General features: G+C 64.8%; 10 protein-coding genes. 6 read left to right on the top strand and 4 right to left on the bottom strand.

Annotated elements, in window-relative coordinates; translation table 11 throughout:
• Positions 1–181 precede the first annotated feature (181 nt).
• The 4 genes from LB535_RS04610 (at position 182) to LB535_RS04595 (ending at position 4,915) form a co-directional block, all read left to right on the top strand.
• On the top strand, positions 182–2,686 hold the full coding sequence (locus tag LB535_RS04610; RefSeq protein WP_224631334.1) for a heavy metal translocating P-type ATPase: 2,505 nt from the start codon (positions 182–184) through the stop codon (positions 2,684–2,686).
• A gap of 41 nt (positions 2,687–2,727) precedes the next feature.
• Positions 2,728–3,117, top strand: a complete 390-nt coding sequence (locus LB535_RS04605; protein WP_224545121.1) for a DUF305 domain-containing protein — start codon at positions 2,728–2,730, stop codon at positions 3,115–3,117.
• 110 nt (positions 3,118–3,227) lie between these two features.
• Positions 3,228–4,073 carry an aldo/keto reductase gene (locus tag LB535_RS04600; protein WP_224631333.1) on the top strand — a complete coding sequence of 282 codons (846 nt, stop codon included), beginning with the start codon at positions 3,228–3,230 and terminating at the stop codon, positions 4,071–4,073.
• Positions 4,074–4,105: 32 nt separating this feature from the next.
• Positions 4,106–4,915 carry an MBL fold metallo-hydrolase gene (locus tag LB535_RS04595; RefSeq protein WP_224631332.1) on the top strand — a complete coding sequence of 270 codons (810 nt, stop codon included), beginning with the start codon at positions 4,106–4,108 and terminating at the stop codon, positions 4,913–4,915.
• An 8-nt stretch (positions 4,916–4,923) separates the two neighbouring features.
• On the opposite strand, the gene LB535_RS04590 is transcribed toward LB535_RS04595, so the two are convergent.
• The 3 genes from LB535_RS04590 to mutS form a co-directional block, all read right to left on the bottom strand.
• Positions 4,924–5,493 carry a TetR/AcrR family transcriptional regulator gene (locus tag LB535_RS04590; RefSeq protein WP_224631331.1) on the bottom strand — a complete coding sequence of 190 codons (570 nt, stop codon included), beginning with the start codon at positions 5,491–5,493 and terminating at the stop codon, positions 4,924–4,926.
• Positions 5,494–5,557: 64 nt separating this feature from the next.
• Positions 5,558–6,022 carry a DUF1348 family protein gene (locus tag LB535_RS04585; RefSeq protein WP_224545125.1) on the bottom strand — a complete coding sequence of 155 codons (465 nt, stop codon included), beginning with the start codon at positions 6,020–6,022 and terminating at the stop codon, positions 5,558–5,560.
• Between the two features lie 77 nt (positions 6,023–6,099).
• A complete protein-coding gene (gene mutS, locus LB535_RS04580) occupies positions 6,100–8,832 on the bottom strand; it encodes a DNA mismatch repair protein MutS (protein WP_224631330.1) in 2,733 nt (910 codons plus the stop codon).
• Positions 8,833–8,999: 167 nt separating this feature from the next.
• Between mutS and LB535_RS04575 the strand changes: the two genes are divergently transcribed.
• Positions 9,000–10,187: a glycosyltransferase gene (locus tag LB535_RS04575; protein ID WP_224631329.1), complete on the top strand. Its 1,188-nt coding sequence runs from the start codon at positions 9,000–9,002 to the stop codon at positions 10,185–10,187.
• Between the two features lie 135 nt (positions 10,188–10,322).
• The gene (locus tag LB535_RS04570; protein ID WP_224631328.1) at positions 10,323–12,602 is read left to right on the top strand and encodes an NADP-dependent malic enzyme; all 2,280 of its coding nucleotides are present in this window, start codon (positions 10,323–10,325) and stop codon (positions 12,600–12,602) included.
• 102 nt (positions 12,603–12,704) lie between these two features.
• Here LB535_RS04570 and LB535_RS04565 read toward each other — a convergent pair whose 3' ends face one another.
• On the bottom strand, positions 12,705–13,868 hold the full coding sequence (locus tag LB535_RS04565; protein ID WP_095766099.1) for a porin: 1,164 nt from the start codon (positions 13,866–13,868) through the stop codon (positions 12,705–12,707).
• Between the last annotated feature and the right edge of the window lie 152 nt (positions 13,869–14,020).

The raw sequence follows: 14,020 nt of genomic DNA, 5'->3' as shown, positions 1-14,020 counted from the left end.
CGGCGTCTATAGCCTGTTTTCGCGGCGCTGTGTATGGGGCAGGCGGCCGCGATTGCCATCGCGCAGAAGCGTAATCCGCAATCGCCCGGCCGATTTTCGCAAAAGTCGAAACCGGCTCTTGACCTTCCAGTTACTGGAAGGACTACCTCCGCCTCAATTCGAGAATTCCGAGGTATTGCTGATGACCCATTCCGACCACCACCACCATCATGCGCATGGCGGCGGCTGCTGCTCTGCGAAGAATGTCGCGCCCGACACCGAAGCGGTGCTTCGCGACCCTGTCTGCGGCATGACGGTCGATCCGGCGGCCGGCAAGCCGACGGCCGAGCATGGCGGCCGCACCTTTCATTTCTGCAGCGAGCGCTGCCGCACGAAATTCCAGGCCGAGCCCGAGGGCTATTTGACGGCCACCGATCCCGTCTGCGGCATGAGCGTCGACCGCGCGAGCGCGAAGCACTTCGTTCGCCATGAAGGGCAGGGCTTCTATTTCTGCTCCGCCGGTTGCAAGGGCAAATTCGAGGCGGAGCCGGCAAAATACCTCGCTGGCCGGCCCGAGCCGCAGCCGATGCCCAAGGGCACGCAATACACCTGCCCGATGCATCCCGAGATCATCCGCGACAAGCCCGGCTCCTGTCCGATCTGCGGCATGGCGCTGGAACCGATGGGCGTGCCGACAGGCGAGGAAGGCCCGAATCCCGAGCTCGTCGATTTCACCCGCCGCTTCTGGGTCAGCGCGGTGCTCTCCGTGCCGCTCCTGATCATTGCCATGGCGCCGATGCTGGGCTTCAGCTTCGAAACCCTCATCGACGGCCGCACGAAGACCTGGGTGGAACTGGCGCTGGCGAGCCCGGTGGTTCTGTGGGCGGCGTTTCCGTTCTTCCATCGCGGCTGGGAATCGATCCTCAACCGTAGCCCGAATATGTGGACGCTGATCTCGCTGGGCGTCGGTGCCGCCTACCTCTACAGCGTGATCGCCGCCCTGTTCCCGGGCCTCTTTCCGCATCAGTTCCGCGGTCATGACGGCGCCGTCCCGGTCTATTTCGAGGCCGCCGCCGTCATCGTCGCGCTGGTCTTTCTCGGCCAGGTGCTGGAACTCAAGGCCCGCGAGCGCACCGGCTCGGCCATCCGCGCCCTGCTCGACCTTGCCCCGAAGACAGCGCGGCTGATCGGCGCCGACGGCTCCGAGAAGGACGTACCGCTCGACAGCGTCAAGTCGGGCGACCGCTTGCGCATCCGTCCCGGCGATGCCGTGCCGGTCGACGGCATCGTGCTCGAGGGTCGGTCGGCGATCGATGAATCGATGATCACCGGCGAACCGCTGCCGGTCGAGAAGACGGAAGGCGACATGCTCACCGGCGGCACGCTGAACAAGAACGGCTCGCTGGTCATGCGCGCCGAGAAGGTCGGCGCCGAGACCACGCTGTCGCGCATTGTCGAGCTGGTCGCCAAGGCGCAGCGCTCGCGGGCGCCGATCCAGGGTCTCGCCGACCGCGTGTCCTTCTATTTCGTCCCGGCCGTCGTGCTGGTGGCGGTCCTGGCGTTCATCGCCTGGGCGCTCGTCGGCCCCGAACCGAGCCTGATCTTCGCCATCGTCTCGGCGGTGTCGGTGCTGATCATCGCCTGTCCCTGCGCGCTCGGTCTTGCGACGCCGATGTCGATCATGACCGCGACCGGGCGCGGCGCGCATGCCGGCGTGCTGATCAAGGAAGCGGCGGCATTGGAACGTTTCGCCTCGGTCGACACGCTGATCGTCGATAAGACCGGTACGCTGACCGAGGGCAAGCCGCGGCTTACCGATGTCGTTCCGGCCGCGGGCATCGGCGAGAACGAGCTGCTCGGCCTCGCGGCCGCGCTGGAAAAGGGCTCCGAGCATCCGCTGGCCGAGGCGATCGTCGAGGGCGCTGCCGCGCGCGGCCTGAAGCTGGCCGACGCGGTCGATTTCGAAGCCATTACCGGCAAGGGCGTTTCGGGCACGGTTTCGGGCAGGAAGGTCGCGCTCGGCAATGCGGCGATGATGGCGGACCTTCGCGTCGCAACGTCAGCGGCCAATACCGAGGCGCTGCAGGCCGAAGGCAAGACGGCCATGTTCGTGGCTGTCGAGGGCAGTTTCGCCGGCATCGTCGCTGTCGCCGATCCGGTAAAGACTACGACGGCCGAGGCGATAAGGGCGCTGCACGACAAGGGGTTGCGCATCATCATGGCGACAGGCGACAACGAGCGCACGGCACGAGCGATTGCCGGCAGGCTCGGCATCGACGAGGTCCGCGCCGGGTTGCTGCCGGATGAGAAGGGCGCGCTGGTCGAGGAACTGCGTGCCAAGGGCGCCGGCGTCGCCATGGCCGGCGACGGTGTCAACGACGCGCCGGCGCTGGCCGGCGCCGATGTCGGCATCGCCATGGGCACCGGCGCCGATGTCGCGGTCGAAAGCGCCGGCATCACGCTGGTCAAGGGCGACCTCAACGGCATCGTCAGGGCACGCACTCTCGCCCAGGCGACGATCCGCAACATCCGCCAGAACCTGTTCTTTGCCTTCCTCTACAACGTGCTCGGCGTGCCGGTCGCGGCCGGCGTGCTTTATCCGCTTACCGGCACGCTGCTGTCGCCGATGCTGGCGGCGGCGGCGATGAGCCTGTCATCGGTCTCCGTGATCGGCAACGCGCTGCGGCTGAGAACGTTGAAACTCTGAGCAAGACCCCCAGATACGCAATCCAACAGAAGGAGACTTGAATGACCCTGGCCAAGAAAATCGTGCTGCTTTTGATGGCGGCCGGAATGCTGCTCGCCGTGTTCCTCGAAAGCGTGCCGGCCTCTTCGGAGGAGATGAAGCACGACATGTCCAAGATGGCGATGGGCGCCCAGAGCCCGGCCACCGTCGGCTACGAGAAGGCGATGAAGAAGATGCATAAGGACATGACGATCAAATACACCGGCAATGCCGATGTCGATTTCGTCCGCAGCATGATCCCGCATCATCAGGGCGCCATCGACATGGCCAAGGTGGTGATCGCCAACGGCAAGGACCCGGAGATACGCAAGCTCGCTGAAGGCGTCGTCACGGCACAGGAAGCCGAGATCAAGCAGATGCAGGACTGGCTCGCCAAGCATCCGGCGAAATAGTCCAAGCATCCGGCGAAATAGTCACTGCGGGAAATCCGGGCGGCCAGCCGGCGTCGGTCTGGATTTCCAACTGTGGCTGTGCTGCGATCCAGCCTTACGCGGAGAACGCCATGCCCTCGTTGATCAGAACCTTGAAGCTGCCGTCGGGCGAAACCGTCCCGGTGCTGGGCCAAGGCACCTGGAAGATGGGTGAGGATCGACGGCGCCACGCCGATGAGGTCGCGGCGCTGAAGCTTGGGCTGGACCTCGGCATGACGCTGATCGACACGGCCGAAATGTATGCCGATGGCGGCGCCGAGGAGGTGGTGGCGCAAGCCATCGCCGGGCGCCGCGACGAGACCTTCCTGGTCTCCAAGGTGCTGCCCTCCAACGCCTCGCGCGCCGGCGTGAAACGGGCCTGCGAGAGCAGCCTGCAGCGCCTCGCCACCGACCGCATCGATCTCTATCTGCTGCATTGGCCGGGCAGCGTGCCGCTTTCCGAAACCGTGGAAGCGTTCGAGGCGCTAAAAACGGAAGGCAAGATCCGCCACTGGGGCGTCAGCAATTTCGACACGGACGAGATGGAGAATCTAGTCAGTCTGCCGTCCGGCGGCAATGTCCAGACTAACCAGGTGCTTTACAACCTGTCGCGGCGCGGGCTCGAATTCGACCTTGCGCCGTGGAGCCGGCAGCGCCGCATACCGCTGATGGCCTATTCGCCGGTGGAGCAGGGCGCGCTGGCTAGCAATGCGCGGCTAGAGGCGGTCGCCGCCCGCCACAACGCAACGGCCGCGCAGATCGCGCTTGCCTGGATAATGATGCAGGACGGCGTCATCGCGATCCCGAAGGCCGGCCGCCAGGAGCATGTGCGCCAGAACGCCGCCGCGCTCGACATCGCTCTGACGGCGGAAGACCTTGCCGAGCTCGATCGCGCTTTCCCGCCGCCGACGCGCAAGCGCGGCCTGGAGATGATCTAGCCGAAAAACCTCGATCGGGCGGAGAGCAGGCATTGGAACGAATTTCAGCCGGACCTCATTACGCGACCTATAAAATCGGCGACTTGACGGTCACCTCGCTGCGCGACGGTTACGTCGACATGCCCGTCCGGAGACTGCGCCAGCCGGGAGACAAGCCTTTCGGCGACGATCTGCCGCCGCAGGTGCCGCTCTTCGACGGCGCGCTCAGATTGTCGGTCAATGCCTTTGCCATCGACGACGGCGAAGACATCACGCTGATCGATACGGGGTCCTCGAACGCCTGGCACCCGACGATGGGCTTTCTGCCGCAGGCGCTGAGCGAAGCGAAGATCGCCCTCGATCGGATACACACTGTCGCCTTCACCCACACCCATCTCGACCATATCCAAGGGCTCATCCTTCCGGATGGCGGGGACGGTTTCCCGCAGCTCTCCCGCTTGCTTGTCCCTCGAGCCGAGCTCGACATGTTCCGGTCGGAAGCGAGGTTGAGCCGCTTCCATGACCGAGCGCAGCCTCTGGATCCGGGACAGCACTTGAGTGCGAACATCGAGGCGATCGCCGCGCCGGGTCATGAAATCGGCCATACCTGCTTTCGTGTTGCGAGCCACGGCGAAACATTGCTGGCCTGGGGCGACCTTGTGCACGTGCCGTCGCTTCAGTTCGATCGGCCGGAGGTCGCGTGGGAGTTCGACGCGGATCAGGAACAGGCACGGGCAACCCGGTTGCGTATATTGGCCCTTGCCGCCGACAATGCCTGGTGCGTTGCAGGAGCGCATCTCGATTCACCGGGCGTCGGCCGGATTTCCCGAACCGAGACAGGCTACCGCTTCGAACCTCTGTAGGAACTGGGCTAGGTCTTGGCCGACAGCCCGAGCCGCGTGCGCAGCCGGCGCAGCGTACGGGAGAATACCCCGGCATCGTCAGCGGCACGGGCAAGGGTGAGCGCGCCCTGGATGGCGGCGACGGTTTCCTCCGCCAGTTCGACGGCTTCGGTTTTCCCATGCCCAAGTCGCGCCAGCGCATCGGCGAGGTGCGCGACCCAACGGCCGAAATAGTCCCTTATCTGGCTGGCGAAGAGGTCGCGGGATGCCTCCAGTGCGAAGGCGCCAATGAGACAGACCCGGCGCCCGGAGCGGAAGTAGCTGTCCGTCGCCGCGAGCATCTGCTCGATCCCGGCCGACGGATCGCCGCCGTCGCGCAGCGGCGCAAAGACATTGTCCTCGAACCAGCCGTCGATATGGGCAATGACGGCCCTCGCCATCTCTTCCTTGCCGCCCGGAAAGAAGTGGTAAAGGCTCCCCTTGCCGAGCCCCGCCGCCTCGCCGATCAGGGCCAGGCTGGCGCCCTCATAGCCGTGCTCGCGGAAAACCTCGGCCACGATCGCCAGCAACTGGTCGTGGCCCGGAGCGATGCGCCGCATGCTTAGTGTTCTTGTTCGAGCATGATCTTTTCCAAAACCGCTACACACTTTTTGGGGTCATGCTCTAAAGCCCGAGTTCCGAAAGGCCGGGATGGTCGTCCGGCCGGCGGCCGAGCGGCCAGTGGTATTTCCGCTCGCGCTCCGCGATCGGCAGGTCGTTGATGCTCGCCACGCGCCGGCGCATCAGCCCGGCCTCGTCGAATTCCCAGTTCTCGTTGCCGTAGGAGCGGAACCAGTGGCCGCTGCCGTCGCGCCATTCATAGGCGAAGCGCACCGCGATGCGGTTTTCATTCCAGGTCCAGACCTCCTTGATCAAGCGATAATCCAGCTCGCGCGCCCATTTGCGCTTGAGGAAATCGACGATCTCGCCGCGACCCGAGATGAACTCGGCCCGGTTGCGCCATCTGCTGTCCTCGGTATAGGCGAGCGAGACCCGTTCCGGGTCGCGGCTGTTCCAGGCATCCTCGGCGAGGCGCGCCTTTTGCGCCGCTGTCTCGGCTGTGAAGGGCGGCAATGGCGGACGGCTCATGAAATCTCCTGTCGGTTCCGATCGTCGATAACCGACATTGTACCGATCGGTACAATCAGTCAAGGCCACGCCTGATTCTACTGCTTCGTTGCCAGCCCCTTCAACCGGTAGAGCGCCTCCAGCGCCTCGCGCGGCGTCATCTCGTCGGGATTGATCGCGCCGAGCGCGTCGCCCAGCGCATCGCTTTTGACCGGCTTCGCCGCTTCGCGTTTCACCGCCACCGAAAACAGCGGCAGATCGTCGACCAGCCGATTGGTCTTGCCCGAGACTTCGCCCTCCTCGAGTTGGTGCAGCACTTCCTTGGCGCGGGCGACGACCGCTTCCGGCAGGCCGGCGAGTCGCGCCACCTGAACCCCGTAGGAGCGGTCGGCCGCGCCCTTGCCGACCTCGTGCAGGAAGACGACGTCGCCTTCCCATTCCTTCACCCGCATGGTGACGTTGTGAAGCCGGGGGAGCTTGCCCGCCAGCGCCGTCATCTCATGGAAATGCGTGGCAAAAATCGCTCGGCAGCGGTTCTTCTCATGCAGATATTCGACCGCCGCCCAGGCGATCGACAGGCCGTCGAAAGTTGCCGTGCCGCGGCCGATCTCGTCGAGGATGACCAGCGCCCGCTCGCCGGCCTGGTTGAGGATCGCCGCCGTCTCGACCATCTCGACCATGAAGGTCGAGCGGCCGCGCGCCAGGTCGTCCGAGGCGCCGACGCGCGAGAACAGCCGGTCGACCACGCCGATATGGGCGCTTTGCGCCGGCACGAAGGAACCGGTCTGGGCAAGGATGGCGATCAGCGCGTTCTGCCTGAGGAACGTCGATTTGCCGCCCATATTCGGGCCGGTGAGCAGCCAGATCGCGCCGGCCTTGGCGCCGCCCTGAGGCGACAGGTCGCAATCATTGGCGACGAACGGGCCATCGCCGGAACGCCTGAGCGCCTGTTCGACCACCGGGTGACGCCCACCGGCAATTTCGAAGGCGAGGCTCGAATCCACCAGCGGCCGGCACCAGCCCTCGCTTTCGGAAAGCAATGCCAGCGCCGACGAAACATCCAGAGCCGCAAGCGCGTCGGCGCCGGCGCGGATCCGTTCGGCCTCGCCCACCACTTCCGCGGTCAGCCGGTCGAAAGCGGCGAGCTCGATGCTCAGCGCCCGGTCGGCGGCGTTGGCGATCTTCGATTCCAGCTCCGCCAGCTCGGTCGTGGTGAAGCGCATGGCGTTGGCCATGGTCTGGCGATGAATGAAGCGCGCCTTGGCGGCGTCGCTGCCGGTCATGATCGAATGGTGATTGGCGGTGACCTCGATGTAGTAGCCGAGCACATTGTTGTGCCGGATCTTCAGCGAGCGGATGCCGGTCTCTTCGATCAGCGAGCGCTCCAGCCCGGCGATCACCTTTCGCGATTCGTCGCGCAGCGCCCGCATCTCGTCGAGCTCGGCATTGTAGCTCGACCGCACGAAGCCGCCGTCGCGCTTGATCAGCGGCAGCTCGTCGTCGAGCGCTTCGCTGAGGTGGCGGGCAAGCGCCTCGGGCAAGGCCTTGATCGCGGCCAGTGCCGCAGCGAGCTCGGCGGGCAGATCGGCCCCCGCGAACAATTCGGCGATCGCGCCGGCCGCCTCGAAGCCGGCGCGCAGCGCGCCCAGGTCGCGGGGTCCGCCGCGGTTGAGCGCCAGCCTGGACAGCGCGCGCGGCATGTCGGCGACGCTTTTGAGGCTCGTCCGCAGGCCCTGGCAGAGCCGCATCTCGGAACGGAAGAACGACACCGAATCCAGCCTAGCCGCGATTGCTGTTGGATCGGTCAGCGGCGCCATCAGCCGGTCGGCGAGCAGTCGCGCGCCGCCCCCCGTCACAGTGCGGTCGATCGCCTTGAACAGCGAGCCGTCGCGGTTGCCGGACAGCGTGCGCAAAAGTTCCAGATTGGCGCGCGTCGCCGGATCGATGAACAGCGTCGAGCCCTGCTCCTCGCGCTCGGGCCGCGACAGCGGCGGCCGCTCCGCTTTCTGCGTTTTTTCGACGTAAGCGATGGCGCCCGAGATCGCCGACAGCTCGGCGCGCGAGAACGTGCCGAAACTGTCCGGCGTCGCAACCTCGAAGAAGCGCGCAATGCGTCCGGTGGCCGAGGCCGAATCGAACAGCGACGGCGGCTGCGGATTGGCGACGCGGCCCAGCACGTCGAACACGGGCCTGAGCTCCGGATCATGGAAAACCGGCTCGGCGACGATCAGCTCGCGCGGGTCGACGCGGAAGATGTCGGCAAGCAGCCGCTCGGCGCTCGTCTCGGCAACGCGGAAGGCGCCAGTCGAAATGTCGATCCAGGCCAGCGCAAAGCAGGCCTGGCTGGCCGCGCCCCCCTTCACGCGGCCAAGCGCCATCAGGAAGCTCGATTCCGAGGGCGCGAGCAGCTTGTCCTCGGTGATGGTGCCTGGCGTGACCAGCCGCACCACGTCGCGGCGCACCACCGATTTGGAGCCGCGTTTCTTGGCTTCGGCCGGGTCCTCGATCTGCTCGCACACGGCAACGCGAAAGCCTTGCGCGATCAGCTTCTGCAGATAGTCGTCCGCCGCATGCACCGGCACGCCGCACATCGGTATGTCATTGCCCTGGTGCTTGCCCCGCTTGGTCAAGACGATGCCAAGCGCCTGACTCGCCTTCTCCGCGTCGTCGAAGAACAGCTCGTAGAAATCGCCCATGCGGTAGAACAGCAGCGAATCCGGGTTCGCCGCCTTGATCTCGATGAACTGCTCCATCATCGGCGTGACGCCGGCCGTGACAAACTGTGCCGGTGCCGCCGTGGCGTTGTGTTCTTCCGGGGTACGCATATCCATCCCGGCACGCTAGCAGATGTGGGCGGGCGGTTTAATGCCGGCGGTTGCAAAAACGGGGGACGAGTGGGCGGTTGCCGCCATCAGCAGTACGGGCGCACGGGGGCGTGTTGCCTCATGCCGCCGGCCGACATATGGATCGTTCGGGGTCAGGAGAAGATAGCGGGGCGATGAAGAAGGACGGACACGAGACGTTCGAGGAGATGGTCGGCCCGGTCGGCTCGCCGCTCAGGCGGGTGCGGCTTCTTGCCACCAACCGCGCCAACCGCACCAGAATCAAAATCAGGGCGTGGGTGCGGACACGGTTTCCCTTCATCCTGCCGACGCGCGGGCCGCTCTCCGGCCTCGACGGCGGCATTGATATACCCGTCCATATCTTCAGTCGCGATCCGTTGATCCTCTACATACCTGTCGGCGGCCGGCGCCCGCTTTACGCACTCGCTGCCCTCTGCCGGCGCATGGTGCCACGGCGCGCGACCTTCCTTCTGATGCCGAACTGGACGCTGGAGAGGCCTACCGTCGTCGAACAGATACGCAAGGATCTCGCGTGGTTCGCCGCGGTCTGCCCCAACCATGACCTGATCTTCCTCTGCAACACAGAAGAAGAGCGCCGTCTGATTGCAGGCGTTGGCGGCACAGCGATCTTCTCCAATCACAATCTGATGATTTCGGAAGACGTCTTCCGGCCGCTGCCGGACGTGCCGGTCGAGTACGATGCCGTCTACAATGGCCGCATCTCGCACACCAAGCGGCACCACCTCGCCTTCGAGATCGAAAGACTGGTCCATGTGACGTCCTCGATCGGCGAATTGCCGCCGGCCGGCGACCGCGCCTTCATCCGCCGGCTGCAGGCGCAATCGCCGCTTCACAGCATTGCCAATCCGCTTGTTGATGGCCTGCCCGGGCGGATGCCGCCTTACGAGGTCAACCGCGTCTACAACCGGGCCGCGGTCGGGCTCTGCCTGTCGGCGGTGGAAGGGGCAATGTATTCCAGCATGGAGTATCTGCTGGCCGGCCTGCCGATCGTCTCGACGCCGAGCATCGGCGGCCGCGATGTCTATTTCGATCCGGACTATTGCCTTATCGCCGAGCCGGAGCCGGCCGCAATCCGCCGCGCGGTCGAGCGACTTCGCGACCGCGCCATCCCGCGCGAGGAGATTCGTGGCCGCACGCTGGAAAGGGTGCGGGCGCAACGGCTGGAACTGATGGCCTATCTCTCGGCGCTTAAGCAGCGCATGGGAAGCAACGATCCGCCTTTCTCCGAATGGCCGTTCGCCGGGACCTCGGGGCTGACGCGGTGGGCCCCGGTACGCGAGCACCTGCGCGAGATTGCCGCGATCTCATCGGGCAAGATTTGACAGCTTGTCTCTGCCAACGGAGGAACAAAATCGCTGGATCGCTTGGCGGTTTACAGCGGCGGCGTGTACCCTTAAGCGGGTAATTCAAAACAATGCGCCTCAAGAGCGCGAAATGGTGGGAGAAGCGTCAGCAACATGGCCAGGAAAACGGAAAGCAGCGGCCCCTCCGTCAGCCCCGAGGAGGCGCTGGAGTTCCACGCCATGGGACGGCCCGGCAAGCTGGAGATCGTCGCCACCAAGCCGATGGCGACGCAACGCGATCTGAGCCTCGCCTATTCGCCGGGCGTCGCCGTTCCCGTGCGCGCCATCGCCGAGGATCCGAGCCGCGCCTTCGACTATACGGCGCGCGGCAACATGGTCGCCGTCATCTCCAACGGCACCGCCATCCTCGGTCTCGGCAATCTCGGCGCGCTGGCCTCGAAGCCGGTGATGGAAGGCAAGGCGGTGCTGTTCAAGCGCTTCGCCGATGTCGATTCGATCGACCTCGAAGTGGCGACCGAGGACGCCGACGAGTTCATCAATTGCGTGCGCTTCCTCGGGCCTTCCTTCGGCGGCATCAATCTCGAGGACATCAAGGCGCCCGAGTGCTTCATCATCGAGCAGCGGCTGCGCGAGCTGATGGACATTCCCGTCTTCCATGACGATCAGCATGGCACGGCAATTATCTCGGCCGCCGGGCTGATCAACGCGCTGGAGATCACCGGCCGCGACATGAAGACCACAAAAATGGTCTGCAACGGCGCGGGCGCCGCCGGCATCGCCTGCATCGAATTGATGAAGGCGATGGGTTTTTCGCCGGAAAACATCATCCTGTGCGACACCAAGGGCGTGGTCTTTCAGGGCCGCACCGAAGGCATGAACCAGTGGAAGTCGGCGCATGCGGTCAAGACCGAGGCGCGCAGCCTGGCCGAAGCGCTGGACGGCGCCGACGTCTTCCTTGGCCTGTCCGCCAAGGGCGCGCTCACCACCGCCATGGTGCAGTCGATGGCCAAGAACCCGATCATCTTCGCCATGGCCAATCCCGATCCGGAGATCACGCCGGAGGAAGTGGCCGAGATCCGCACCGACGCAATCATGGCCACCGGCCGCTCCGACTACCCAAACCAGGTCAACAATGTTCTGGGCTTCCCCTATATCTTCCGCGGCGCGCTGGATGTGCGCGCCACCACCATCAACGACGAGATGAAGATCGCGGCCGCCAGGGGGCTTGCCGAGCTGGCGCGCCAGGACGTGCCGGACGACGTCGCCGCCGCCTATCAGGGCAACCGGCCGAAATTCGGCCCCAACTACATCATTCCGGTGCCATTCGATCCGCGCCTGATCTCGGCGATCCCGCTGGCGGTGGCCAAGGCGGCGATGGAATCCGGCGTCGCCCGCAAGCCGATCCTCGATCTCGACCGCTATGCGCAGGAACTGTCCGCGCGCCGTGACCCGATCGCCTCGACCTTGCAGCGCATCTACGACCGTGTGCGCCGCCAGCCCAAGCGCATCGTCTTTGCCGAGGGCGAGGAGGAGCAGGTGATGCGCGCCGCCGTCTCCTATGTGAACCAGAGGCTCGGCACGGCGATCCTGCTCGGCCGCGACGACGTCATCAAGGACAATGCCCGCAATGCCGGCATCGACCTCAACAAGCCGGGCATCGAGATCATCAACGCCAGGCTGTCGCGCCGCAACGGCATCTACACCGACTATCTCTACGAGCGCATGCAGCGGAAGGGTTTCCTGTTCCGCGACTGCCAGCGGCTGATCAACAACGACCGCAACCATTTCGCCGCCTGCATGGTGGCGCTGGGCGACGCCGACGGCATCGTCACGGGTGTGACCCGCAACTATTCCACCGCGCTCGACGACGTGCGCCGCATCATTGACGCCAAGCCGGGCCACCGCGTCATCGGCGTCTCGATCGTGCTGGCGCGCGGCCGCACCGTGTTGGTCGCCGACACCGCCGTGCACGACATGCCGAATGCCGAGCAGATCGCCGACATTGCCGAGGAGGCGGCAGGCTTTGCCCGCCGCATGGGTTACGAACCGAGGATCGCGATGCTTGCCTATTCGACCTTCGGCCATCCGCAGGGCGAACGTTCCGAGCGTGTGCAGGAGGCGGTGCGTATCCTCGACAAGCGCCGCGTCGATTTCGAGTATGACGGCGAGATGGCGGCCGACGTGGCGCTGAACCCGCGCGCCATGGCGCAATATCCGTTCATCCGGCTGACCGGCCCGGCCAACGTGCTGGTGATGCCCGCCTTCCACTCGGCCTCGATCTCGACCAAGATGCTGCAGGAGCTCGGCGGTTCGACCGTCATCGGCCCGCTGCTGGTCGGCCTCAACAAGCCGGTGCAGATTGTGTCGCTGAATGCCAAAGACAGCGACATCGTCAATATGGCGGCAATTGCAGCTTATACGGCGGGCAACTGACGAAGGCGTTTGCTGACGAGGCGTTTGCCCACATCGCCAACGTTTGGAATTGGAAAAGGCCCGCGGCGATGCCGCGAGCCTTCCCTGAGATCGCCAGTCCGATCAGAAATTGCGCTGGAAGCGAACGATGCCGCCGACGCTGTTCTTCTTGTCGGCCTTGGTCCAGTCGACGACATTGGTGTCACCAATCCCATCGTCAAACCTGCCGAAATGGTCCCAATCAACTTCGCCTGTGATCGTGAAGCCCGGAACGATGCTGTAGGCGATGTTCGCAGCCACGGCGTAGTTCTTGTCGTCGTCAGCCGAAGCCTGGAGGTTGAACGAAGTCTTGGCGTCGAACTTGTAGGTGCCGCCACCCCAGACAGCCCAGTTGCCGCCCCACGGCTTGTAGAAGCCGCGGCCATGGGTGTTGATGGCGTTACCCGCGTCGCGGAAGTTATCGTCCGTACCGTAGCCGCCCATGATGAACAGCGTCAGTTCCTTGGTGACATTGACATCCAGGCGAACCTTGCCGGCCACTTCTTCGTAGTTGCTGTCATAGGCAACGACGCCGGTGATCGCACCCCAGTCGCCCTTATACTTCAGACCGCCGACGACATGCGGAACGTAGCTGTCGATCGTGCCTGCGATAACGCCCGTACCCGTGCCGGTAACAAGACCTGTAACGTCCGATCCTTCTTCAAGGGAGATCACGCCCGAGAAGCCGCTGCCAGCATCGAAGTAGTAGCTGACGACATTGGTGTCCTTTATGCCGTACGGGATGGTCGTGTCCTGGATGACGTTGCCGGCATAGCCGATGAACGAGTCATAAGGCGTCTCGTCCTTGCCGACGCGCAGCCCGCCGAGCTGGATCCAAGCGAAGTTCAGCGTTGGCGTGCTCGTCGGGCCACCATTCTTGAAGTTGAAACGCGTCTCGGTATAGGTCTTCAACGTGCCGAGCTCGGTCTCCTGGCCGGTCCAAGTCTTCAGGTTAAAACGGGCGTTCTTGTTCCAGCTGTTCTGCGAGTCGCCGTCCTGAACGTCGGTGGTCTTGCGGCCGTCGAAAGTGCCGACGTCGCCGAAGCCGGCGTCATATCGGATGTAGCCGCCGACGCGCAGGCAGGTCTCGGTGCCGGGGATGTAGAAATAGCCGGCGCCATAGACGTCGCATATCTTCACGTATTCGGCCGGTTCCGGCTCGGCTACGGTGACCGCGTCGGCGGCGCGGGCGCCCGAAACTGCGATCAGAGCCGCAGCGGAGCCGAGTAGAAGGCTCTTGATGTTCATTTTCTTGAATCTCCAGTCAAAGGTTCAAGACAGGCCTGACGTGCCGTTCGGCTTTGCCACCCCCGTCCCCATCGTTGAAAAAACGCGCGCACCGGCGCCGCTTCTTCGCCTCGGACATGGCCTAATCGTTGGCCTCACACAACAGGGATTGT

The sequence above is a fragment of the Mesorhizobium sp. CA10 genome, assembly GCF_020165285.1.
In the GTDB taxonomy this organism is placed as follows: domain Bacteria; phylum Pseudomonadota; class Alphaproteobacteria; order Rhizobiales; family Rhizobiaceae; genus Mesorhizobium.
This window is presented reverse-complemented; position numbering and strand designations above follow the sequence as displayed.